Origin of the sequence: Pseudomonas sp. MF6767, from assembly GCF_016405475.1 — a bacterium.
GTDB lineage: Bacteria > Pseudomonadota > Gammaproteobacteria > Pseudomonadales > Pseudomonadaceae > Aquipseudomonas > Aquipseudomonas paracarnis.
Genome location: NZ_JAEKCY010000002.1, coordinates 133544 through 158424, shown reverse-complemented (window position 1 = coordinate 158424; position 24881 = coordinate 133544). Strand labels below are relative to the sequence as shown.

Here is a 24881-nt window from a genome sequence, read left to right as displayed (position 1 = left end):
AGCGTTTGGCAGTGGCAGCGCAACAGTTGTTCTATTTGAAACGTGTCTTTTTTCGAAGGCATGTGTTTGTTCGATTGTCTTGGTGTTACTCAGTGCAAAAGGAGAATACAGATGGCAACGTTGAGTAAGAAACAAAAGGCCGCCATTGCATCGCGCAAGGCCAATAAAGAACTGCTGTGCCAGCGCAGGGCGGGTGTGCTGGCGATGCCCCTGCCCACGTTTGATGCGTTGAATAATGATGGGTTGATTACCAAGGAGGCGTCGAAGAAACCGCTTACTGTAACCTTCGATATTGGGCAGTTTGCAGATGACGAAGGCATTGACCCGGCAATCACCAGACTCGCAGTGCATATGCGCGGTAAAGGCGCAACGAACTGGGGTGCGCCGATGCACATGGTAGACTTCAATACAGCTTCTCCTGTCCACGAGCCTATTGATCAACCGTTCACCCGTGATATTCCGGCGGCCCGTTTGGTGGAAGGGGAGCATGAGGTCGGCTATGTCATTCATGAAGGTAACTCGCAGACGGGATTGTTAAGAGGTGCTCCCCTGGAGGTCGACCTTACCCCGCCAGAAGACCCCAGGCACCCGGCAGCGCCCTTGTTCCCTGCTTATTTGGAGTCGAAAGGTGAAATTACTGAGCAGGATGTGGAGGATCACCCAGCCGGGATGGAATGTACATTTCGCGACTATCCCATCTCTCGGCGCGCCGGTGATGATATCGAAGTCTTTTTTTCATCGGAATTTTCTTCACAGCTGTCTGAGCCTATTGACACCTTTCCTGTGGACGACTCGTTGAGTTTTACGCTGCCGTGGAACCTGATTACTGGTAATAAAGGAGGGCAGAACTACTTGTTCTACCGCCTGTGGGATCTTGCAGGGAATGTCAGCAAAGACTCGGTACCTGCGCGAATTGAGTTGAACCTGACACCAGCTCCTGATCCGCAGGAAGCCTATGTGCCGTTGGCGCTTCTTCCTGGTGACGGGCTGCTTGATTTACAAGACCTTTATGAGCCGAACGGGGTTTTCATTGCTATTCCAGAATATGAAAATAATTTAACCGACATTGACGTGATCGAATTGACCATCGGCACGCAGGCTCCGGAACGTTTTGACGTTAAGCTTTATCTGCCTTTTCCGTTAATGCTGCCTGTCGGCAGTGATACTCTTTTGGCCCATTATGGTGGAGGTGCTGGCGAGATTCCCATGACCATCGACTATTTTGTTGATCGCAATGGGACATCAACCGATGCGCCTACTCACACTATTGATGTCGATTTTTCTGCGCCTGGCCCTGCTCCGGGTGAAGATCCGGAAAACAGTTTGCTCGCGCGCGTGCGGGTCTTCGGCGTTGACCCGACTAAGGAAAATGAGCTCACAGACGCTGACTTCAATAGGGACGCGACTATCGAGACCGTGCTTTGGAGCACCCCTCTTCCCGCGCCGGGTACGATAATCAAATGGTATTGGGGGGATCTGGCCCACAAGTTTGATGAGTTGACACTGACGAACGAAGGGGGCGGTGACACTCTTACGCGAACGGTGCCTTGGTCAATCATTCGTGAAGTCGGCAATAGAACGCTCCCAGTGTTTTATACGCTGGGATGGCCGACTAATGACAATACCCAGCGCTCACTTGCGCAGAATGTAGTTGTGGCGGCCAACAAAGTCGTATTGGAAGAGCCAAGGTTCGTCAAGGCGACCGCATTTTTGGCGTGTACCGACCTCAATCGAGCGACTCGCGAGGCGACGGTCAGGGTTCCTGGTAATACAGTGTATTTCCAAGAGCACATGGTCGTTCGATGCGAATTCCGCGTATTCAGTGACATTACCGGAGACACTCAGTTGGGCAATACACTGGCCCTAAGCTCGTTGCCGCTGACGCCCGATATGGTTTCCAACGGTTTCGACATAAAGATCCCCTATACGGCCCTTCGGCCAGCGGCGCGCAATTCGGTGGACTTTCACTATTTTGTGTCGATCCCGGGAGAAGGAGAGCAGCCTTCGGTAAGAGCCTGGACCCGTACACGGTTCACCGACTTGAACGGGTTTTTTTGCGAGGAGCAACCACCCACTGCATTGGAAGACGGCCTGGTAGAACAATAGACTGCGGACTGCGGGGTGCTTCGGCACCCTTCGGTTGCACTGCACGCGCTTTGCACTTTCACACAGCTAATCTCCCCATCTCTACCCTTATGTTCGGATTAATCCTACATATTAGGGTAAGCCTGATCTGTAACTTTGCGGCCTTGAATGGCCTGGCTCCACCCCTCTGGAAATAGGCCGAACAGTTCCGTTCTGGAATGCCTGTTAAATGAGTGGTGTCTTGTGAAGATCAATTCGTACTTTAAATTAAAACCCTTGGTTGCAATGATGCAGGTGCCATCTGTTGTGACCTTGTTGCTTCTGGCGCCAAATGCTCATGCTCGGTTGATCGAAAATGGCACCGAAACCATCCGGCACGATGATTATATCGATACCTTTGAATTGCAAAATGCCACGCTTAACGTCATACGGGGCTGGACGCAGGCCATTTATGCTAATGCCTCGAACCTGAATGTCAGCGCGGACAGTACGATCCTGGGGACGGTTGTCGCTCAGAACGGCTCTAATGTGGCTGTCGATAACAGTCGTATCACTGCTTCCGGGGCTTACGAAACTGGCGTAACGCTGCTCAGCAGCGCTGCGCAGATCAACGACAGTATGATTTCCAGTGCCGATTACCATGGTTTACTGGTGAGCAAATTTACAAACTCAACCGATATATCCACCGCGACGGTCAATGGCAGTGTCCTGGTGGGAGCAACCGGTGGTGCAGTTGTTACTGGTGGCAGTGCGTTGGAGTTGGTGCGCAGTCAGTCAATCGGCACGGGCGCCGACAGCTTTGGGTTGAGGTTGGAGAGCTCGGCGGCACGGGCGTCTGGGAGCAATATTTCAGGCGGACGTAACGGTATTGAAATGTCGTTTGACCGGCATGCGCCCGGGCCTAATACCCTTATCCTGGACGATTCTCATGTCACCGGTACCACAGGTGCTGCGTTGCTCGTAGACGGTGCTCGGGGCCAGGGTGCGGTGGCGAATATCGAGGTACGCAACGGTTCGACGCTCACCGGTGGTAATGGCAACTTGCTGGAAGTCAAAGGCGGCTCGACGGCGAATATGAATATCGCCAATAGCCAGCTCAAGGGCGATGTCGTTGTCAGCAGTGGTAGCCAGGCTCACCTTCAGCTCACTGATCTCGCCTCATTGACTGGCCGCCTGGAAAACGTTTCGTCGTTGAGTCTTGGCGAGCAATCCATGTGGGTCATGACCGGCAATAGCCAGGTGGGTGATTTGCGCCTTGCCGATAGCACGGTCAAGTTTGGGGATAGCGATGCGTTCTATCAACTTGACCTCAAGAGCTTGTCGGGCCAAGGCACTTTTGTCATGGGCACTGATTTCGCTCAGGGCCTGACGGACTTCCTGAATATTACGGGTGACGCAACCGGCCATCACGACCTGTTGCTTACCAGCAGCGGTACAGAACCGGTAAACCCAGGTGATGTGCATATCGTTCACACGGGTGGCGGTGACGCACAGTTTGCGCTGGTAGGCGGTAATGTGGATGTTGGGGCCTGGTCCTATGGCCTCCGGCAAGACGGTAATGATTGGTTCCTTGACCCGAATAATCGCACTGTCAGCCCAGGCACCCGGTCGGTATTGGCCTTGTTCAACACTGCACCAACCGTGTGGTATGGCGAGATGACATCTTTGCGTAGCCGCATGGGAGAGATTCGGCATAACGGCGCCGCAGCCGGTGGTTGGTTGCGTGCCTATGGCAATAAATATGAGGTCAGTGGTGGTGATGCGGGTGCCTATGAACAAAGCCAGCGCGGGTTCTCCTTGGGGGCGGATACCCCCTTGGGAGAAGGCCAATGGCTGCTGGGGGTAATGGCGGGCCATAGTACTTCTGATCTGGATCTCAGTCGGGGTACTTCGGGTAGTGTGCAGAGTTACTACGCAGGTCTGTATGCCACTTGGTTGGATGAGGAGAGTGGTTACTATTTTGACGGCGTCATCAAAGCCAACCGCTTGAACAATGATTCCACTGTCGGTTTGAGCGACGGCAGGCAAGCGAAGGGCAAATACAGTACAAATGCCTTGGGTGCGTCTGTGGAAGCGGGCCGTCATATCAAGCTGGATAATGATTTCTTTATCGAGCCTTTCGCCCAAGCGTCCGTGGTTACAGTACAAGGCAAGAGCTATAGCCTGGACAATGGTCTCAAAGCCAAGGGTAGCCACACCGACTCCGTGCAGGGCAAGTTGGGGGTGACAGTAGGCCGCGACTTTATGTTGGATGACGGCAGTATGCTTCAGCCTTACTTGCGTGGTGGCGTTGCCCACGAATTTGCCAAGAGCAACAAGGTGTCGGTCAATAACCAGACATTTGACAATAATCTGTCGGGGTCTCGTGTCGAGGTCGGCGTGGGTGTCGCCCTGACACTGTCCCAAAATATGCAATTGCATGCAGATTTTGACTACGGCCAAGGCAAGCACGTGGATCAGCCATGGGGGGCAAATTTCGGCGTGCGATATAGCTGGTAATCAGGCAGTGCCACTGGATTTCAACGATGCTTGAAAACGCCCCGAGGTTCGGGGCGTTGACTTTCATGCCGGGGTTTATCGAGGTTGAACGGTATTGACACGGGTAGGTCTGCGCCGCGTGGTTCTATCGAGGCTGAACAGCATTTGCACACGCAGTTCTTGGTTGTTGACATCCATAAGATAGACGTCGAGTGCGCCCGTGACCGTATGGTCGTCGGAATTATGAAAGAATTCGACGGTGCCTCGATGTGCTTGATAAGCCGGGAGGGGCGTTTCATTAATGGTCATCAGGATGACGGCTAACTGATGTTCGTCACTGTCTTTCTCCAACTGATAACGGCCGGAGTCCGTGGTAGTGGGGTACTTGAAAATGACCACCTGTCTTGACGTTTCTGTGGGCGGTATCTTCATGGCGCCTTCCGCCAGCCAGAAGTTGTTTTTCAATTCATGTTTGCGAAAGTCCGCCTTGAAGTTTTCGCTTCCGATCGAACCTTGAAAAAAACGTTCTGCGGATTTCTGGCGGGCAGCTTTTCGGGCATTGGCATTGCTCATGGTACGGTTCTCCTGCGATGGGCGGTACGTGTGTGTGCGATGAGGGCGGTTTTGATTAATCGTTGGCACGGGGGCTGATTTCAGGGACAGGTTGTCAACCACGAGGAAGGTGGTGCCTATCACTTCTAAGGTGATTTCAGTCACGCCTGCAGGGATGGTCAGCGACGACGTGTAATTATCCCAGTCGCCACCCCCCCGAAGTTCTATCTGTGGCGTGTTACCGGGTGCAATATGGAACATCGCGAAACCGTGCCCTCCGGTTGGCGTCATGGCATCGATGGAAAAATCATAGGTCTGGCCGGGTGTGACCGCGATCTTTTGTTCGATGGATCCCCCCTGGTTTGCCTGGCACTCGTTGTCGGAAAATGTCACGGAGGAGCCCACTGGCCGGTTGGCTATCCAATGATCGCTGTTGTCGGCGAAATCACCGTTACGGATCAACTCGACAGGGATGACCACGCCGCCGTCTTCCACCAGTTGGAGGCTATCGAACCAGACGTCGCCAGCATTACCCATCAGTTGTAGCGTCAGGCCGGTTGTGCCGGTAGGTGGGCGAAAGGTGCTCACATGATGGGTCCAGCCATGGTTCCCTGTTAGCGTGATTGTTTCAGTCGCCCCCGAGGGCTGCCATACCAGTCGGGCTGACCCGGCGCCGTTATAGGTAATCAACGTGTACAGGCTGAAGGAGTAGGAGGCGGTATCGGAAACCGATATGTCTTGTTCCGCCCGGCCTCGCCCCGTGATCACGCAATGCTGGCGGGAAAAATCAACTCGGCCTGGAGCGGTGGCAGTAACGTTCCAATAGCGTTCACGATGGGCGAAGTTGCCATTGAGCACCAAGTTACTGTTCATTGGTTGTGTTGACATGGATCAGCCCCGTGCCCTTGGATGGGTTGGTTGTGAGCGATTCAATTCAGCGCCATAAGCACGCGCTGCACAACTGTCAGAACTAACAGGTTTGCCGGTCCATTCGTCGGTTTTCTTTACCCATACGCTTAGCCAGGCCTAGCCAAACAACCCTGCCGCAATATTGATTGAGAACCCCAGGATCGCGGTATTGAACAGAAACCCGATCAACGATTGCCCCAGCACCACTTTACGCAAGCTACGGGTGGCAACACCCACGTCCGATGTCTGCACGGCCACGCCGATGGTGAAGGAGAAATACAGGAAGTCCCAATAATTGGGGGTGAGCAAGCCCTCGGCAAAGCGCAGCGCCGGCTCCTTGCCTTGCCAGGTGTAATAGAGCCTGGCGTAGTGCACGCTGAAAATCACCCCGATCAGCAGCCAGGAGCCGATCACTGTCAGCCCGGTAAAAGCGTAATGCAGCAGACGTTCGGAAGTGGCCAGGTCCTTGCTGCCCACCAGTTCGAAGGTGATGGTGGCCAGGCTGGCGATGGCGGCGATGCACACCATGAACAGCACCAGGCCGGCGTTCTCGTCTTCGACTTCGGCGATGCGCTTGACGTCTTCGGCCTTGGCGCGAATGGTCAACCAGAGCATCAGTATCAGGTAGGTCCAGACCCCGGCGTTCCAGCCGATCAGGATTTTGCTGGCAAGGGTGTCGGCCGGCACCAGGAGGCCGACCGCAAGGCCCAGTACGGCGGCGGATGAGAGGCGAGGGTGGGTGCGGGCGAGGAAGGGCATGGTGGCTCACAAAGAACGCTGGAAACCATAGCCTATCCCTGTAGGAGCGAGCGTGCTCGCGAAAAACTTCAAAACACCGCGTGCATCCAGACGGCCCGCGTTATCGTTGACGATCTTCGCGAGCAAGCTCGCTCCTACAGTGTGGGCATTACTGGCGCTTGCGCACCAGCTTCATCACCACCACGAAGAACACCGGCACAAACACCACCGCCAATGTCGCCGTGATCATTCCGCCAATCACACCGGTGCCAATCGCCTGCTGGCTGGCCGAGCTGGCCCCCGTAGCAATCGCCAATGGCACCACGCCGAGGATGAATGCCAGGGACGTCATGATGATCGGGCGCAGTCGCAACCGTGCCGCTTTCAAGGTGGCGTCGATCAAATCCTCGCCCTGGTCATACAGGTCCTTGGCGAACTCGATGATCAGGATCGCGTTCTTCGCCGACAGGCCGATGATGGTGATCAAGCCGACTTTGAAAAATACGTCGTTGGGCATCCCGCGTAGCGACACGGCCAACACCGCACCCAGTACCCCCAGCGGCACCACCAGCAACACTGAGGTGGGAATCGACCAGCTTTCATACAGCGCGGCCAGACACAGGAACACGATCAGCAGCGACAGGCCCAACAGCAGCGGGGCCTGGGAACCGGACAAGCGCTCCTGCAACGACAAGCCCGTCCATTCCTGGCCCAGCCCGGCGGGCAGTTGGCTGACCAGACGCTGGATTTCGTTCATGGCCTCGCCAGTGCTGTGCCCCGGCGCCGCTTCGCCGCTGATGGCGATGGCCGGGTAGCCGTTGTAACGGGTCAACTGCGTGGGGCCCTGGGTCCACTTGGCTTCGACGAAGGCTGAGAGCGGCACCATCTTCCCGGCGTTGTTGCGCACGTGGATTTTCATCAGGTCGGCCACCTGGCTGCGCTGGTCGCCTTCGGCTTGCACCACCACGCGCTGCATACGGCCCTGGTTGGGGAAGTCGTTGATATACGCCGAACCTATCGCCGACGACAGCACGTTGCCTACGTCGGCAAACGACACACCCAGGGCGTTGGCCTGCTTGCGGTCCACTTCCAGCTGCACTTGTGGTGCTTCAGCCAAGGCGCTTTCACGCACGTTGGCCAGGATCGGGCTTTTCGCTGCAGCGTCCAGCAATTCGGTACGTGCGGCCATCAACCCGGCGTGGCCGACGCCACCGCGGTCCTGCAAACGGAACTCGAAACCACTGGAAGTGCCCAGGCCGTCTACCGGTGGCGGCAGGATTGCATAGGCAATCGCGTCCTTGAGCTCGCTGAAGGCTATGTTCGCGCGATCGGCGATCGAGGAAGCGGAGTCATCGCTGCCACGTTCTGACCAGTCCTTGAGCGTGGTAAACGCCAGCGCGGCGTTTTGCCCGGAACCGGAGAAGCTGAAGCCCATGATCATGGTGGTATCACCCACCCCAGGCTCGCCTGCGTTATGTGCCTCGATCTGTTCGGCCACCTGCACCGTACGGTTCTTGCTGGCGCCCGGCGGCAACTGGATATCAGTGATGGTGTAGCCCTGGTCTTCCACCGGCAGGAACGAGGAGGGCAGGCGGCTGAACAACAGGCCCATGCCCACCAGTAATACCAGGTAGATCAGCAGGTAGCGGCCGCTGCGCTTGAGGGCATAGGCCACCCAACCTTCGTAACGGTTGGTGAGTTGGTCAAAGCGCTGGTTGAACCAGCCGAAGAAACCACCCTTGGCATGGTGCTCGCCCTTGGCAATCGGCTTGAGCAAGGTGGCGCACAGTGCCGGGGTCAAGGTCAGGGCCAGGAAAGCGGAGAACAGGATCGAGGTGGCCATCGACAGTGAGAACTGCTGGTAGATCACGCCCACCGAACCCGGCATGAAGGCCATCGGCAGGAACACCGCCACCAGCACCAGGGTGATACCGATGATGGCCCCGGTGATCTGGCCCATGGCTTTCTTCGTCGCCTCTTTGGGCGACAGGCCTTCGGTGGCCATGATGCGCTCGACGTTTTCCACCACCACGATGGCATCGTCTACCAGGATGCCGATAGCCAATACCATGCCGAACATGGTCAGCACGTTGATCGAGAAGCCCAGCAGCAACATGGTGGCGAAGGTGCCCATCAGCGCGATCGGCACCACCAGCGTGGGAATCAAGGTGTAGCGCACGTTCTGCAGGAACAGGAACATCACCGCGAATACCAGCGCCATCGCCTCCAGCAAGGTGTAGACCACCTTGGTGATCGAGACTTTGACAAAGGGCGAAGTGTCGTAGGGAATCTTGTATTCCACATTGGCAGGGAAGTAGCGCGACAACTCGTCCATTTTCGCCCGCACCAGCGTTGCGGTACTCAATGCATTAGCGCCGGGCGACAGTTGCACGCTGACGGCGGTGGACGGCTTGCCGTTCAGGCGGGTGGAGAACTGGTATTCCTGGCTGCCGACTTCAACCCGTGCCACATCGCCGATGCGCACGGTGGAGCCGTCGGGGTTGGCCTTGAGCACGATGTCGGCAAACTCCGCCGGGGTGGACAGTTGCCCCTTGACCAGCACCGCCGCGGTGATCTCCTGGGTGTGGGTGCCCGGCAAGTCACCGATGCTGCCCGCTGAGACTTGGGCGTTCTGGGCGCTGATCGCGGCGTTGACGTCGGCCGGCGTGAGGTTGAAACCGATCAGCTTCTGCGGGTCGATCCAGATACGCATCGCTCGCTCGGCGCCATACAACTGGGCCTTGCCGACCCCGTCCAGGCGCTTGAGCTCGTTCATCACGTTGCGCGCCAGGTAATCACTGAGCGCCACGTCGTCGAGTTTGCCGTCGTTGGACGTCAATGTGACCAGCAGCAGGAAACCGGCGGAGACTTTTTCCACCTGCAAGCCTTGCTGAGTCACGGCCTGGGGCAGGCGCGGCTCGACGACCTTGAGGCGGTTCTGCACATCCACCTGGGCCATTTCCGGGTCGGTGCCCGGCTGGAACGTGGCGGTGATCGTCGCCGAACCCAGGCTGCTCTGGGATTCGAAATACAGCAGGTGATCGGCGCCGTTGAGCTCTTGCTCGATCAGGCTGACCACGCTCTCATCCAGGGTCTGGGCCGAGGCACCGGGGTACACCGCGTAGATTTCCACTTTGGGTGGCGCGACGTTGGGGTATTGCGCCACCGGCAATTGCGGGATCGCCAGGAAGCCCGCCAGCAGGATAAACAGGGCCACCACCCAGGCGAAGATAGGGCGGTCAATAAAGAACTGCGGCATGACGGGTTATTCCTTTACGAGCGGGCTGTCGTCCACTTCAACTTTTTCACCGGGGCGTGCGTGTTGCAGGCCCTCGACGATGATGCGGTCGCCGGGCTTGAGGCCGCTGGTGACGATCCAGCGGTTGTCGATCACCGCACCCAACTCCACCGGTTGCTGGCTGACGGTCTGTTCGGCGTCCAGCAGCAACACCATCGGGATACCGGCGCTGTCACGGGTGATGGCGCGTTGCGGCACGCTGATACCTTGTTTGTCCACGGCCTGTTCCACGCGCACCCGCACAAAGCTGCCGGGCAACAGGTCGAGGTCCGGGTTGGGGAACTCGCTGCGCAGGATGATCTGCCCGGTGCCCGGGTCGACGCTGATGTCAGCGAAGAGCAATTTGCCTGGCAACGGGTACAGGCTGCCGTCGTCCTGGATCAAGGTGGCCTTGGCCTGGTCCTGGCCGACCTGCTTCAAGCTGCCGGCACGAAAGGCGCGGCGCAGGTCGTTCAGCTCACGGGTGGACTGGGTGAGGTCGGCGTGGATCGGGTCCAGTTGCTGGATAATCGCCAGCGGCGTGGCTTCGTTCTGGCCGACCAGCGCGCCTTCGGTCACCAGGGCGCGGCCAATGCGCCCGGAAATCGGTGCGGTCACGGTGGCATAGCCCAGGTTCAGCCTGGCACGCTCGACGGCGGCCTTGTTGGCGGCCACTTCGGCGTTGGTCTGGCGCAGGGCGGCGCGGGCGTTGTCGTACTCCTGGCCGCTGATGGCGTTGCCTTCGACCAGTTGGCTGTAGCGCTGTTCTTGCAGGCGCGCCTGGAACGCATTGGCCTCGGCCTTGCTCAGGTTGGCCTGGGCACTGTCCAGGTCGGCCTTGAACGGCGCCGGGTCAATACGGAACAACACGTCGCCTTGCTTGACGTCGTGGCCTTCGTTGAACACCCGCTGCATGACCACCCCGGCGACCCGGGCGCGTACTTCGGCGATACGCGGTGCGGCGATGCGCCCGCTCAGTTCGCTGGTAATTGAGAGGGGCTTGGCCTGCAGGGTTTCGATCCGCACTTTGGCCAGGGGCATTTGTGGCGCCTCGTCTGCCGACTGACCACACGCGCTCAGCGCCAGTGTGAGGGCCAACAGGCAAAACGGCGCAAACAGATTCTTCGACATGCTCTTATCCCAATATTGACTGGCGCATCCTAGGGGCACCTGCGCCGTGGTGCTGTGAAGCTGTGTAGCGGGTCTGTGAAGAAGTGTAAGGTACGGCGCGCAGGGCGTCGGGGGCGTATATCCTTGCACAATCCTGCAACACACCAACAAACAGCATTATTTGGAAACACCATGCCCAACATCCTCCTGGTGGAAGACGACGCCGCACTCTCCGAGCTGATTGCCAGCTACCTGGAACGCAATGGCTACCACGTCAGCGTGCTCAGCCGCGGCGATCATGTACGCGAACGTGCACGCCTTAGCCCGCCGGACCTGGTGATCCTCGACCTGATGCTGCCGGGCCTCGACGGCCTGCAGGTATGCCGTTTGCTGCGCGCCGACTCGGCGGGGCTGCCGATCCTGATGCTGACCGCCCGCGATGACAGCCACGATCAGGTTCTGGGGCTTGAGATGGGCGCCGACGACTACGTGACCAAACCCTGCGAGCCGCGCGTATTACTGGCCCGGGTGCGCACATTGCTGCGTCGCAGCAGCCTGTCCGAACCCCAGGTGGCCAGCGACCAGATCGTCATGGGCAACCTCTGCATTGATCTGTCCGAACGCACCGTGACCTGGCGCGAACAGGCGGTCGAGCTGTCCAGTGGTGAATACAACCTGCTGGTGGTGCTGGCCCGGCATGCCGGCGAAGTGCTCAGCCGCGATCAGATCCTGCAACGCCTGCGCGGTATCGAGTTCAACGGTACCGACCGTTCGGTGGACGTGGCTATCTCCAAGCTGCGACGCAAGTTCGACGACCATGCGGGCGAGGCGCGCAAGATCAAGACGGTGTGGGGCAAGGGGTATCTGTTCAGCCGTTCCGAGTGGGAATGCTGAACCATGTTTCGCGTACTGCTGCGCCTCTACCTGATCACCATCGTCACCTACAGTGCGGCGATTTACCTGATTCCCAAGCTGGTGATCCAGCTGTTCGAACACCGCTACATGGACTACAACATCGAACAGTCCCGCGGCCTGCAAAAACTCATGGTCAAGCAGTACCAGCGCGCACCGGTGGAGCGCTGGTCCCAGGTGACCGACCAGTTGAGCCACGATTTTGCACCCTTGAAAGTGCAACTGTTGCTGCGCCAGGACGCCCGCTACACCCCTGAGGAAGAACAGCTGCTGGAGCAAGGCAAGCCAGTGATCCGCCTGGGCGAATGGGGCTGGATGGAGGAAATCAGTTCGCCGATCAACCAGCAGTTCGCGGTCAAGCTGACCGTACCACCAGACCCGTTGGACATGAACCTGCTGTACTGGTCGATGAACGTGCTGGTCGGTGCCGCCTTGCTGGCGTGCCTGCTGGTGTGGCTGCGTCCGCACTGGCGTGACCTGGAGCGTTTGAAAAGTACCGCCGCGTTATTGGGCAAGGGCCATCTGGAGGCGCGTACGGGGCTCGCACCCAGCTCCAGCATCGGCGGCCTGGCGGCGGTATTCGACACCATGGCCGACGATATCGAGCGCCTCTTGAACCAGCAGCGCGATTTGCTCAATGCGGTCTCCCATGAACTGCGCACACCGCTCACCCGCCTGGATTTCGGGCTGGCCCTGGCGCTTTCCGAAGACTTGCCCCCGGCCAGCCGCGAGCGCCTGCAAAGCCTGGTGGCGCATATTCGGGAGCTGGATGAGCTGGTGCTGGAATTGCTGTCTTACAGCCGCCTGCAAAACCCGGCGCAATTGCCCGAGCGGGTAGAGGTGGCGCTCGACGAGTTTATCGACAGCGTGTTGGGCAGCGTCGACGATGAGCTGGAGAACCCCGATATCGTCATCGATGTGGTCCTCGATTGTGCCGTGGAGCGCTTCAGCCTCGACCCGCGCCTGACTGCCAGGGCCTTGCAGAACCTGCTGCGCAATGCGACGCGCTACTGCGACAAACGCATCCAGGTGGGCGTGCGGGTATGCCCCAAAGGCTGTGAAATCTGGGTGGACGACGATGGCATCGGCATACCGGCGGAGCAGCGCGAGCGCATCTTCGAGCCGTTCTACCGCCTGGACCGTAGCCGCGATCGCGCAACCGGTGGCTTTGGCCTGGGCCTGGCGATCAGCCGGCGCGCCCTGGAGGCCCAGGGCGGCACTTTGACGGCCTTGGCGTCTCCCTTGGACGGGGCGCGGTTTCGTGTGTGGCTACCTAACCTTTCGTGATCAAAGCACTTTGACTGCGCGGCCGATCCCGTGAATCGGCCCGGTGGGTTTGCCGGTGGGCGAGCCATTGGGCCCTTCCAGCGTCAGTTCAAACAACTGGTTCGGCGCCAGTGGCGGCAGCTTGTCCAGCGGCACCGACAAGGTCTGCCCCGGTTTGACCAGCCCCAGGGATACGGGCCCCTGCCAGCCATCGCCCTTGGTCCAGAACTCCAGGGCTTTGTCGGCAGGAATCTCGATCACCCCCAGTGGAATCAACTGGATCTGCTGATTATCACTGGCCTGCACCACCCAGCCCGGTGCCTGGCTTTGTGGCGCCATCAACACCACCACGAAGCTGGGTGCGGGCATGGGCGGGCGCGTCAGTAATAAAGCCGCCAGCACCACGCTTGCCATCAGGCCCGCGGCAGAGAGCCCGCGCCAGAACGCCAGCAGGTTCCACCACGCCACGCTCGTTTCGGGGGCTTTGATTCCGCGTTCAATGCGCCGCCACAGCTGTGCCGAAGGCGGCACCGGTTGTGCCAGCGCGACCAGAGGCAACAGACGCTGCTCCCAGGCATCCACCGCTGCACGCAGTGCCGCATCATGGGCCAGGCGTTGTTGCACCTCTGCGCGCTGTTCGGCGGGCAGTGTCCCCAGCACGTATTCACTGGCCAGTTCATCCAGGCTGTCGTTCATGCCATGCACTCCCGCAAGGCGGCGAGGCTGCGTTTGATCCAGGCTTTGACGGTACCCAGAGGGGTACTGAGTTTTTGCGCAATTTCGCTGTGGGAGTAACCGTCCACATAGGCGTGCAGGATGCAGGTGCGGCGTGTCGGGTCGAGCTGCTCCAGGCACTGGTGGATCTGCCCGGAGCGTGCCGCAAACTCAACGGTCTGGGCAGGCTCTGCCATCGGTTCATACTGGTCGTCCAGTGGCACGTCACGCCCGGCGCTGCGTACAACGTCCAGGGCCAGGTGGCGAGTCACGCTGAACACCCAACCCCGTGCGGAACCTCGCAAGGGGTCGAAACTGCGCGCGCCGTGCCAGATCTTGATAAAGGCGTCATGCACGATGTCCTCGGCCAGTGCCTTGTTGCGGGTAATGCGCAGCGCCACACCGAGCAAGCGGCTGCTGTCCTGCTCATAGAGTTGGTGCAGGGCGCGATGATCGCCGCGGGCGCAGGCTAACAGGCACACTTCATAATCAAAGATGATTTCAGCCAAACCAGAATTCCTGCCACTGAGGAGACGTCTACGCGTGGTAGGCGCGAGGTTGCTCGCACCTACCTGGCCAGCGTAGCTGAGTTTGCTCAGTTGGCGGCCCAGAAGATGTAGTCCGCCTGGTATTTCACCACTTCCTTGGCGCCTTTGTTCGCCGTGGTGCATGGCGTAGCGGGAGCGACTCCGCCCTTGAGCGCAACCCGCTGGATATACGCCACGCCACTCATCGCACCTTTGCCCTCGGCCGGGTTGGCCTTGACCAGTTGATAGGGCAGGTTACCGGGGCTCGACGGCGCCACGGCCAATTGCGTGCCGGTGATGGTCGAGCCGTCCTTGGCCTGCCACGTGGCAGGTGGGCCGAAGTAGGTGCCGACCTGCTGGCCATTACGGTCGTTCAACACGGCTTTGGGGCCGACGAAGGTCCACTCGGTCTGGCCGGCAGCGCTGGCCTTGTCGCGGCATTCATAGGTGATTTCGCCGACCCCGGTGGTTTGCATCGCCACCTTGTGGCCATCCGGCACCTTGATGCTGTCCGGCAGGCCCGCCTGGGCAAACGCCGACGGTGCGGCGAGGAGCAAGCTGGACAGGCACAGCAGTGTTTTAGCGTTCATGGTGTTTCTCCATTGGGTAGAACAGCAGGGTTACGTTGATGACTACGGCCCAGGCCCGCCCATTGGATGCAGGGCTTTGCGAAAAAAGTGAAGATTTCCAAAAAAGCATAAACTCAGATCGCATCGGTATAAGTGGTTATAAGAAAAATCGCTATCCTGCGGCCAGAAATTTATAAGGCCTCGGGTAGCTGGAATGGATGTAGGTAATATTGGTTTCGTGGTTGCCGGCCTGATCGTGGGTTTTATCGTGGGCATGACGGGGGTGGGCGGCGGTTCGCTGATGACCCCGATCCTGCTGTGGTTTGGCATCAACCCAGCCACTGCGGTGGGCACCGACCTGCTGTACGCCGCGATCACCAAGTCCGGTGGTGTGCTGGTACACAGCAAGAACAAGAACATCGACTGGACCATCACCGGCTGGCTCACCCTGGGCAGCGTGCCGGCGGTGTTGCTGACGTTATGGTTCCTGGCCAGCCTGCACACCGACCCCAGCGCGATGAACGCGGTGATCAAGCAGGCCCTTGGCGTGGTATTGCTGCTGACGGCCCTGGCGATCCTGTTCAAGAAAAGCCTGTTGGCCTTTGCCCAGCGTCATGCTGGCGATTCCTACCATCTGCGCCCGCGCAATCTGAATGCGCTCACTGTTGTGACAGGTGCGATCCTGGGCACCATGGTGGCCCTGACCTCGATCGGCGCCGGCGCCCTCGGCACGGTGGCGCTGTTTATCCTGTACCCGTTCCTGGCCACGCGGCGCCTGGTTGGCACCGAGATCGCCCATGCCGTGCCCCTGACCTTGGTGGCGGGCCTGGGCCATGCCAGCATGGGGAACATGGACTGGCATCTGCTGGGCTTTTTGCTGATGGGGTCGCTGCCGGGGATCTATGTGGGCAGCCACATGACTGGCAAGATTCCCGACGGGGTACTGCGGCCGTGCCTGGCGGTGATGTTGATGGCGGTGGGTTATAAGTTGGCGTTCTGAGCACGTGGCCTGCCACCCCGCGCTCCAAATGTGGGAGCTGGCTTGCCTGCGAAGGCGGCCTCACAGCCGACGCCTGCTAACCTGACACCCCACGCTCCAACTGTGGGAGCTGGCTTGCCTGCGAAGACGGCCTCACAGTCAACGCAGCTGGATTGTGTACATATCCATTCCTGCGGTAACGGCCACTTAGGGTTCCGCCCTGACGGCGGCTCACTTTGCAAAAGCGGCAAAGTAAGCAAAACGCTCTTGCCCCACCACTCGGCACCTCGCCTAGGCTCGGTGTGCCCGTAATCCGCCAGTGATCTGGGGGGCCGCCGCCACGCGCCATCCATGGCGCGGGGCGGCTAAACCGGCATCCCTGCCGGTTTACCCCCCAAATCCCTGTCGAATTCCGGCCAGCGTGGTTTAACGGGGCGCTTAAGATCAAAAGCAGATCAAGAGCGACTCGCTTCGCATCGTGGATACGTTTGACGGCGCTGGTCGCAACTGTTGCTCCAGCAACAGCAGATCCACAAACTGCTGCGATCCCAGACACTGGCAAGCCATCGCTTCAATCCCCCTTTTTTTCCGCAACCCCCAGGCTACGGGCATTTGCCTGCCCCTGGCACGCTTGCTGCGTAAGCCCTTGTAAATCCCCTGTACGAGGTACCGTCCGATGAGTCAGCAAGCCGTGAAATTTGCCTATTGGGTGCCCAACGTCAGCGGTGGGTTGGTCGTCAGCAAGATTGAACAACGCACCCACTGGGGTATTGATTACAACCGCAAACTGGCGCAACTGGCGGAGGCGGCGGGCTTTGAATATGGCTTGACGCAAATTCGCTTCACCGCAGGCTACGGCGCCGAGAACCAGCATGAGTCTGTGGCGTTCAGCCATGCGTTGCTGGCGGCGACCACCACCCTCAAGGTCATCGCGGCGATCCTGCCCGGGCCGTGGCAACCGGCGTTGGCGGCCAAGCAATTGGCGACCATCGACCAACTGACCAATGGCCGTATTGCGGTGAATATCGTCAGTGGCTGGTTCAAGGGCGAGTTCCAGGCCATTGGCGAGCATTGGTTGGAGCATGATGAGCGCTATCGGCGTTCCGAAGAGTTTATCCGTGCTCTCAAAGGCATCTGGACCCAGGACGATTTCACCTTCAAGGGCGATTTCTATCGGTTCAACCAATACACCCTCAAGCCCAAACCCCTGGGCCAGCCGGAAATCTTCCAGGGTGGCAGTTCGCGGGCGGCTCGGGACATGGCGGCGCGGGTGTCGGATTGGTATTTCACCAATGGCAACACGCCTGAAGGGGTCAAGGCCCAGGTCGATGATATCCGCGCCAAGGCCGCTGCCAACCAGCATTCGGTGAAGGTGGGCGTGAACGCCTTCGTGATCGCCCGCGACACGGAGGAGGAGGCACGGGCGGTGCTGGCGCAGATTATCGACCAAGCCGACCCGGAGGCGGTCAACGCCTTTGGTGACGCGGCCAGGCAAGCGGGCAAGGCGTCGCCGGAGGGCGAGGGGAACTGGGCCAAGTCCAGCTTTGAGGACCTGGTGCAATACAACGATGGCTTCAAGACCAACCTGATTGGCACCCCGCAGCAGATCGCCGAGCGCATCGTGGCACTCAAGGCCGTGGGTGTGGACTTGGTGCTTGCAGGCTTTCTGCACTTCCAGGAAGAAGTGGAATATTTCGGCAAACGCGTATTGCCGCTGGTGCGCGAGCTTGAAGCCAAGGCCACTGTAGGAGCGAGCTCGCTCGCGAAAAACGTCAACGAAGAAGTGGGTAGCCTGGTTTAACGCGCAGTCCTTGAGGCCTTCGCGAGCAAGCTCGCTCCTACAGGGTGTGAAGGTTTTGAGTGGCTTGCAAGGTCAACACCTCAAACCCGTCCGCCGTCACCGCCACGGTATGTTCCCATTGCGCCGAGAGGCTGTTGTCCTTGGTGACCACCGTCCAGCCGTCTTTCAGGCTGCGGGTTTTGGCGCTGCCCTGGTTAAGCATCGGTTCGATGGTAAACACCATGCCTTCGCGCAGTTCCAGGCCGGTGCCAGGCCGGCCGAAGTGCAGAATTTGCGGTTCTTCGTGCATTTGTCGGCCGATGCCGTGGCCGCAGTATTCGCGCACCACGCTGTAGCCGTTGGCTTGCGCATGGCTCTGGATAGCATGGCCGATATCGCCCAGGCGCGCCCCGGGCTTGACCTGGCGTATACCGGCCCACATCGCCTCGAAGGTCATGTCCACCAGGCGCCTGGCCTTGGGCGTCACGTTGCCGATCATGTACATCTTGCTGGAGTCGGCAATGAAGCCGCCTTTTTCCAGGGTGATGTCGATGTTGATGATGTCGCCGTCCTTGAGCAATTGCTTGGCGCTGGGCATGCCGTGGCACACCACTTCGTTGATCGAGGTGTTGATGCAGAAGGGGTAGTCGTACTGCCCAAGGCTGGCAGGGCGGGCCTTGAGGTCATTGCGGATGAAGGCTTCGACGGCGCTGTCCAGCTCCAGGGTAGAGCGGCCGGCGGCGACGAAACCGTCGAGCATGTCGAAGACTTGCGCCAACAGGCGCCCGGCTTCACGCATTACGACCAACTGTGCGGGAGTCTTGATCATCAGCTGCGCCCTCGGATCAGGTCGGGTTTGTCCAGCAACAGCTTGTTGATCAGCTCGTTGTAGGGCAGGTGCGGGTTGAGTTCGGCGAGCAGGCCGATCTTGATCCAGAACTCGGCCTGGGCGTTGATGGAGCGGTCCATGGCGGCGCTGGCCAGGCGCAGTTGTTCGTGCAGCTGATCGGTGATCTTGACGATGCCCATAAGGTTCACTGTGTTTAATTGATATACGAATCGTATATGTTTCGTATGTTTATCGCAAACCGCCTTCGGCTGAACGGTGATGGGTTGATTGGTTGCGATAGGTTGCCGAAAAAAGGATTTCCACATAAACGCCGGTCCCCACGCTGCGGGTTAAACGTTTAATCGATGTAGTTCGACGATGATGCCAAACAGGTTGTCTTCTTTAATATGAGCAAGCGGTTTGCTTATGAGGAAAGGTTACAACCACCACAGTTTTTGCCGAGTAGGCTTACTGATTGAAAGCGTCTTCCAGGGTTGGCAAGACGTGGCAGGCAAGTGCCTGTCGGATACATATAACTGTTGGCAGTCTCAAAAAAGGAGAGGTTAGCCATGCTTTCAGAACTAGAGCTTCGCAGCATCATTGAAGGAAGTTTCCTGCCTAAACGGTGCGAATGCACCAAAGCCGAAGATGCCTCGTTGACGATCAAGGTCTACGACGACCGCGACCGGGACCGGGTGGATTTGGAAGTCAAAGGTATACACCCTGACAAGCTCGACAGCAGTCGAGCGATTTGCAACCTGATCACCGGGTTGCGTGAGGACCTCAAGCAAAGCCACGCACCGGTACTGCAACGAGCCGGCGCGCGCGGTTATTACTAGCGGATGCTTGAGTGTAAGTTGACCCCATGGGCCTGGTAGTTGCCAGGCCCAATGTTGACGTCCTTCCTGTTTACCAGCGCACTCTTACGCCGAGATTGCCACTGACACCCTCAAAGTTGTTGTCGTCCAGTTGGGTGCCATAGTTACCCTCCATATAAACGCTGAACGCGGATGACAATTGAGCTACAACACCGACACCAATATCAGCCGTGGAGGACTTGTGATCGCTCTTGATCCGGTCCACCTTGTCGAACGTCACCGTGTCGCTACCGCCGAAGGTGTGCCAGACATTCGCCCGTAGGTACGGCTCCACGGGTGTGTTGCTGACCAGATAGCGGCCCTTGAGGCGTGCGCCGATGCGGCCGGTCCAATACTCCTGGGAGTCGAAAGAGACCTTGGAAATGCCATCGTGCTGACTGTCCAGATCGATCTTCTGGCCGATGACTTGGGCCTGAGGTTCCATCTCCCAATGCTCGGACAGCCTGAACGGGTAGCCGGCCTCGGCGGATAACGCCAAGGCGTGGCCCTTGGTATCCATCTTCACCCCTCGGTCGGACTTGTTGTCGCCATCCAGGCGGGTACCCATGGCCACCAGGTCGACGTACCAGCCGGTCGGATCGGTGAGTGTCCAGTAAGCGCCGAAGTTGTCGCCGTCGAGTTTGACCCGCCCGGAGCGATGGTTCTGCCAGCCCATTGCAAAGCCCTTCACGTCGCCGCGCAGGCGGCTCTGGCCGATAAAGAGGCCAAGGCGTTGCGTCTGCCCGCCGCTGGTTTCGGCGGCGTAAAGGTCATGGCCAACCTGATAGCCCTTGACCGTGCCGTCAAAACTCGGCGCCACGGTGCCCGACCAGCTTTTGTTGAAATCACTGCCATAGGCGCGGACCCAACCTGCCGGCACTGCACCGGTCTCGGTCAGCAGGCTTTGCTCGCCCTGGCGTTCATGGAAGGTGCCCAGAGCCTGCAACGTCATCAGTTGCGCAGCGGGGATGTCTACGGAGTAGACCGGAACTTCCAGGCGATACAGTGGAATCGGCGCGGCACCTGCCACGGCGGTAGGAAGCACAGGGTTACTCGCCGCCGATTGCGGCGACGTGGCCGCGGCGACTTGGCTGGGCGGTGGCGCGGTAGGCTCGATCGGGGGCTGCGGTTGCGCAGTGGGCGGTTCCACGGAGGGTTCATCCGAATCCACTACAGGGGGAGTGGCGGGGACCGGCGGCACCGGCACCACCACGGGCGGTGTCGGCGGTACGGGCGGGACCGCGGGCGGTTGCACGGCCACCACCGAGGAACGAAGGAACCAGCTGTTTTCTGTATTGGCGGTGGTGCCGCCCTTGAACAGCAGGTATTCATAAGCTCCGGCGGAGACCGAGCCCTTCAAGGCGAATGCATCGTTGGTGCTGACGGCGCCGTTGAGTGCCTGGACCACTTCGATACCGTTGTTCTGGGTCAGCCCGCCGATACCGCCGAGGTTGCTGACGCTCAATTGGGTGTGACCGCTGATGTTGCCGTCGGACACTACCAGCTTGTCGGTGGCAGAGTTTTCGTCGCCCAGTACGGTCTGCAGGTGCAACTGGCCGTTGTTGCCCACGTAGTTGCCATGCACCGTCAATACGCTGGTCGCGCTGTTGTCGGTGGTCATGTCGACAGTGCCGGCGTTGTTGAGCGTCGCCAGTTGTCCGGCGGTGTAGGGGCGGATGCTGCCTTGGGTCACGGCCAGGGCACTGCTGCCGTCGATGTTGAACGTGCCGGTATTGCTGCCACTGTCACCGAGGAAAAAATCCCCGGCCAGGTCCAGGCGTGAGTGGTTGGTGAGGTTGACGGTCTCCCAGCCGATATAGCGGGCCGCGGTGCTGGATGTCGTTGTGTCGAAGGTCAATTGATCGTTGCCCAGGCCACCATCGACGGAGGGTGTGGTGGCCAGCAGGCTTTCATTCAAGCCGCGCAGCAGGGCGGTGTCGTCACCATCGCCCATCAACACCGAGGACTTGATCTGCCCACCGTCAAGCCACCGGAAAGTGTCGTTGCCGACGCTGGCACGGATCTCACCACTGATCACGCCGCCACTCACGGTAATGCTGTCGTCACCACCGCTGGTGCTGATATTGCCGCCGATGCTGCCAGCGGAAATGATGATGGTGTCAGTATCAAAACCGGTGACCAGGTTGCCCAGGATGGCGCCTCCGGACATGTCATAGAGGTTCTTGTCCAGCTTCATATTCACTCGGCCAATGGTGCCACCGCTCTGGTAGGCCACATCGCCGTCCTCAAAGGCATCGACGATGGTGCCTCCCTCCATCCTGAAGGTGTCGAGCCCATCGCCCTGGAACAGCGCCTGTATTTGCCCACCGAGCATGACGAAGTCATCGATGCCAGCCCCTTGTTGCACCGCGCCGGTGATCTGCCCGGACTCTATGCGCACCGTATCCACGCCAGGGCCAAAGGTGACATTACCGTTGATGGTGCCGGTGCCGCCTGCAGGGAGGGTCAGATGGTTATCCCCGGAAAGGTCGGTAAGGCCGGGACTGCTGCCGCTGTCGCACGTATAGGTATCGTTACCGGTTCCCGGGGTGAGAACGCAGGCGGCATGAGAGGGTTGAGGGATCATGTACTGCAGTGAGATGAGGCCGACAGCTAAAACGGCCCGGGTCGAGAAACCACTGGGCTTTTGCATGGGTGTGTCCTGGGTTTGTTGTAATAACTGCTCCTGTTTTTGGGTTTAGCACAGTTTTCCAGTAGCGCAATTTTTTATGCATGGCGCGCAGGCCACGGAATACGTGGCCTGCGTGATGGCACTTTGAGTTTTGGCCGCTCAGCTCAAGCCAGTTGTTGACGATAGGGCAGGTCTGGGCCGGTCTTGCCGCAGGTCAGTGCGGCAGCCCGAATCGCGAAGCCCAGCATGGCGTCGATCTGCTCGCGACTGAGGCTTTGCAGCCCCTCAACCGAATCCAACTGCTGTTCCGTGAGCCACGCAATCAGCGCCGCCTGGAAGGTATCACCAGCGCCCACCGTATCGGCCATCACCACCTTGACCGCAGGTTGCGACCAGGTGCCATGTTGGCGGCTGTACACCGATGCACCGTCGCCACCACGGGTGAGGAACACCAGTTGGCAGCGGTGGTGTAGCCAACCTTGCAGCACGCTTTCCGGTGTCTGGTCGGGGTAGAGCAGGTGCAGGTCTTCGTCGCTGACCTTGATCAGGTCGGCGTGCTGCACCAGCTCTGCGACGCGTGCGCGCCACAGGTGAATATCGGGCTGCGGGTTAAGGCGCACGTTGGGGTCGAGGCTGATCAAGCGCTTGCCGCTTTCACGCTTGACCAGGCTGAGCAGTGTGTCACCAACCGGTTGCACCACCAGCGAAAACGAGCCCACATGCAGCCCGCGAATCTCGTCGCCCAAAGGTGGCAAGTGGGTCAGTTGCAATTGCCGGTCGGCACACCCTTCGCCGCGAAAGCTGTACTGCGGCGAGCCATTGGCGCCCACGGCTACCATCGCCAGGGTGGTCGGCGCGTCGAACTCAACCAGAAAGCGTTCGCTGATACCTTCGTCTTTCAGTACTTGCTGCAAGCGCCGTCCAAGGTAATCGGTGGACAGGCCGGCGAAGAACCCCGACTCGATCCCCAGGCGGCGCAAACCCACCGCGACGTTGAACGGCGAGCCACCGGCAATCGCCTTGTAATTGAGCTTGGCGGCCTGCCCGCTGGCATCCTCCTCGCTGAAGAAATCAAACAGCGCTTCACCACACACCAGATACATAGTTGCTCGCTCTTAAAGGGTTGCCACGTGCTGTTGATAACGCTGATACGCCTGTTGATAGGCACTGACATTGGCGGCCACGGGTAAGGTGCGGCTGGCCGGGTCAATGCTCACGCATTTGTCGCACAGGCTGGCCAGCGGTTCGCCGCTCTGGCACCACGCCGCCTGGATCGCCGCGCCCAGGGCGGCGGCCTCGCTCTGTTCGGTACACACCACTTCGGTGTGCATGATATCGGCGACCATCTGCCGCCACAGCGGGCTTTTCGAGCCGCCACCGATCAGGCGGATGCTCTGGCTTTGCAGGCCGGTCTGGCGCAGCAGGTCCAGGCCATAACGCAGGCCGAAGGTGGTGCCTTCGACCACCGCGCGGCACAGGTTGGCGCGGGTCAGGTTGGTCATGGTCAGGCCCTGCAGGCTGCCGGTGGCGTGGGGCAGGGCGGGTACGCGTTCGCCGTTGAGGAACGGCAGCATGCTCACGCCATCGGCGCCGATGGGTGCCTGTTCGATCAGGGCGTTGAAGGTGTCGAGGTCCAGTTCGAACAGCTCGCGAATCACCCCGGTGGCGTTAGTCAGATTCATGGTGCAGATCAGCGGCAGCCAACCGCCGCTGGAGGAGCAGAAGGTCGCCACCGAGGCTTGGGGGCTGACGTTTGGCTGGTCGGCAAAGGCATACACGGTGCCCGATGAGCCCAGGCTCATGGTGATCACGCCTGGGGCGATATTGCCGGTGCCAATGGCGCCCATCATATTGTCGCCGCCACCACTGGACACTACCGCGTCAGGGTTGATCCCCAGGCGCTCGGCAATGGCCGGCAGGATCGTGCCCACCGCTTGGTCGGCCTCGATCAGTGTCGGCAAAGCGGCTTGCAGGCGGCCACTAGGGTCGATGTGCTGGAGCAACGCCACATCCCATTCGCGGCGGCGCACGTTGAAGTAACCGGTACCCGACGCATCGCCATACTCGGCGCAGGCGCGGCCGGTGAGCCAGTAGTTGAGGTAGTCGTGGGGCAGCAGGATATGGGCAATGCGCGCGAAAACGTCCGGGTGCTGCTCGCGGGTCCAGAGCAGCTTGGACACCGTGTAGCCTGGTGCGATGGCCACGCCCAGGCGCTCCAGAGAGCCGCGTTCGCCGCCCAGATGGTGCAGCAGCCGGTCGTTCTCCGGCGTGGTTTCGGTGTCGCACCACAGCTTGGCCGGGCGCAGCACTTGGCCTTGATCATCCAGCAACACCAGGCCGTGTTGCTGGCCGGATACGCCGATGCCGAGGATGTCCTGGCCATCCACGCCGGCCTGTTGCAGGGCGCGATGGGTGGCAGCGGTGAAGGCGTCCAGCCATTCCTGGGTGTGTTGTTCACGACGGCCATTGACGCCGCTGATCAAGGTGTGCGCCGCGGCGCCCAGGCCCAGCACCTTGCCGCTGGACGCATCGAGGACGATGGCCTTGGTGCCCTGGGTGCCGCAGTCGATGCCGAGGTAGAGGTTTTGCTGGGTCATGATGGAGTGCTCAGCAGTCTTATTGTTGGATTGAAAATACGGTCAATGTGGGAGCTGGCTTGCCTGCGAT

Annotated in this window: 19 protein-coding genes; 7 read left to right on the top strand and 12 right to left on the bottom strand. The window is 59.6% G+C overall.

Translation table 11 applies throughout. The annotated features are described in order from the left end of the window. The first annotated feature begins 111 nt into the window (after positions 1 to 111). The gene (locus JFT58_RS04050; RefSeq protein WP_054897470.1) at positions 112 to 2106 is read left to right on the top strand and encodes a hypothetical protein; all 1995 of its coding nucleotides are present in this window, start codon (positions 112 to 114) and stop codon (positions 2104 to 2106) included. Positions 2107 to 2328: 222 nt separating this feature from the next. Beyond that, positions 2329 to 4584, top strand: a complete 2256-nt coding sequence (locus JFT58_RS04045; RefSeq protein ID WP_306664369.1) for an autotransporter outer membrane beta-barrel domain-containing protein — start codon at positions 2329 to 2331, stop codon at positions 4582 to 4584. Between the two features lie 75 nt (positions 4585 to 4659). Here JFT58_RS04045 and JFT58_RS04040 read toward each other — a convergent pair whose 3' ends face one another. From JFT58_RS04040 to JFT58_RS04025, 4 genes are all read right to left on the bottom strand, one after another. Next, complete coding sequence (locus tag JFT58_RS04040; RefSeq protein WP_140915203.1) at positions 4660 to 6003, bottom strand: hypothetical protein; 1344 nt, start codon at positions 6001 to 6003, stop codon at positions 4660 to 4662. Between the two features lie 138 nt (positions 6004 to 6141). After that, a complete protein-coding gene (locus JFT58_RS04035) occupies positions 6142 to 6783 on the bottom strand; it encodes a DUF1345 domain-containing protein (RefSeq protein ID WP_054897468.1) in 642 nt (213 codons plus the stop codon). Between the two features lie 148 nt (positions 6784 to 6931). After that, on the bottom strand, positions 6932 to 10021 hold the full coding sequence (locus JFT58_RS04030; protein WP_054897467.1) for an efflux RND transporter permease subunit: 3090 nt from the start codon (positions 10019 to 10021) through the stop codon (positions 6932 to 6934). Between the two features lie 6 nt (positions 10022 to 10027). Continuing rightward, positions 10028 to 11170 carry an efflux RND transporter periplasmic adaptor subunit gene (locus JFT58_RS04025; protein ID WP_054897466.1) on the bottom strand — a complete coding sequence of 381 codons (1143 nt, stop codon included), beginning with the start codon at positions 11168 to 11170 and terminating at the stop codon, positions 10028 to 10030. Between the two features lie 171 nt (positions 11171 to 11341). Here JFT58_RS04025 and JFT58_RS04020 point away from each other — a divergent pair, with 171 nt between their 5' ends. Next, positions 11342 to 12043: a response regulator transcription factor gene (locus tag JFT58_RS04020; RefSeq protein WP_054897465.1), complete on the top strand. Its 702-nt coding sequence runs from the start codon at positions 11342 to 11344 to the stop codon at positions 12041 to 12043. Positions 12044 to 12046: 3 nt separating this feature from the next. Continuing rightward, a complete protein-coding gene (locus JFT58_RS04015; protein ID WP_054897464.1) occupies positions 12047 to 13348 on the top strand; it encodes an ATP-binding protein in 1302 nt (433 codons plus the stop codon). Here JFT58_RS04015 and JFT58_RS04010 read toward each other — a convergent pair whose 3' ends face one another. The 3 genes from JFT58_RS04010 to JFT58_RS04000 form a co-directional block, all read right to left on the bottom strand. Beyond that, the gene (locus JFT58_RS04010; protein WP_054897463.1) at positions 13349 to 14023 is read right to left on the bottom strand and encodes an anti-sigma factor; all 675 of its coding nucleotides are present in this window, start codon (positions 14021 to 14023) and stop codon (positions 13349 to 13351) included. It lies immediately after the preceding gene. Next, positions 14020 to 14550, bottom strand: a complete 531-nt coding sequence (locus JFT58_RS04005; protein WP_034127671.1) for a sigma-70 family RNA polymerase sigma factor — start codon at positions 14548 to 14550, stop codon at positions 14020 to 14022. Before JFT58_RS04005 ends, JFT58_RS04010 begins: the two co-directional genes overlap by 4 nt. 86 nt (positions 14551 to 14636) lie before the next feature. Then, positions 14637 to 15158: a DUF3455 domain-containing protein gene (locus JFT58_RS04000; protein WP_054897462.1), complete on the bottom strand. Its 522-nt coding sequence runs from the start codon at positions 15156 to 15158 to the stop codon at positions 14637 to 14639. Positions 15159 to 15351: 193 nt separating this feature from the next. Here JFT58_RS04000 and JFT58_RS03995 point away from each other — a divergent pair, with 193 nt between their 5' ends. Both JFT58_RS03995 and sfnG read left to right on the top strand, forming a co-directional pair. Next, positions 15352 to 16137: a sulfite exporter TauE/SafE family protein gene (locus JFT58_RS03995; protein ID WP_054897461.1), complete on the top strand. Its 786-nt coding sequence runs from the start codon at positions 15352 to 15354 to the stop codon at positions 16135 to 16137. 655 nt (positions 16138 to 16792) lie between these two features. Then, positions 16793 to 17917: a dimethylsulfone monooxygenase SfnG gene (gene sfnG / locus JFT58_RS03990; RefSeq protein WP_054897460.1), complete on the top strand. Its 1125-nt coding sequence runs from the start codon at positions 16793 to 16795 to the stop codon at positions 17915 to 17917. Positions 17918 to 17954: 37 nt separating this feature from the next. Here sfnG and map read toward each other — a convergent pair whose 3' ends face one another. Together map and JFT58_RS03980 are read right to left on the bottom strand one after the other, a co-directional pair. Then, positions 17955 to 18725: a type I methionyl aminopeptidase gene (gene map / locus JFT58_RS03985; RefSeq protein ID WP_054897459.1), complete on the bottom strand. Its 771-nt coding sequence runs from the start codon at positions 18723 to 18725 to the stop codon at positions 17955 to 17957. Continuing rightward, entirely contained in the window at positions 18725 to 18925 is a 201-nt protein-coding gene (locus tag JFT58_RS03980) for a ParD-like family protein (protein ID WP_003190946.1), read from the bottom strand. Before JFT58_RS03980 ends, map begins: the two co-directional genes overlap by 1 nt. Before the next feature lie 369 nt (positions 18926 to 19294). Here JFT58_RS03980 and JFT58_RS03975 point away from each other — a divergent pair, with 369 nt between their 5' ends. After that, on the top strand, positions 19295 to 19564 hold the full coding sequence (locus JFT58_RS03975) for a DUF1652 domain-containing protein (RefSeq protein ID WP_054897458.1): 270 nt from the start codon (positions 19295 to 19297) through the stop codon (positions 19562 to 19564). A gap of 70 nt (positions 19565 to 19634) precedes the next feature. On the opposite strand, the gene JFT58_RS03970 is transcribed toward JFT58_RS03975, so the two are convergent. From JFT58_RS03970 to xylB, 3 genes are all read right to left on the bottom strand, one after another. Further along, complete coding sequence (locus JFT58_RS03970; RefSeq protein WP_054897457.1) at positions 19635 to 22235, bottom strand: autotransporter family protein; 2601 nt, start codon at positions 22233 to 22235, stop codon at positions 19635 to 19637. A gap of 143 nt (positions 22236 to 22378) precedes the next feature. After that, positions 22379 to 23317: a carbohydrate kinase family protein gene (locus JFT58_RS03965; protein WP_054897456.1), complete on the bottom strand. Its 939-nt coding sequence runs from the start codon at positions 23315 to 23317 to the stop codon at positions 22379 to 22381. A gap of 12 nt (positions 23318 to 23329) precedes the next feature. Then, positions 23330 to 24811: a xylulokinase gene (xylB, locus tag JFT58_RS03960; protein ID WP_054897455.1), complete on the bottom strand. Its 1482-nt coding sequence runs from the start codon at positions 24809 to 24811 to the stop codon at positions 23330 to 23332. Positions 24812 to 24881: the final 70 nt, after the last annotated feature.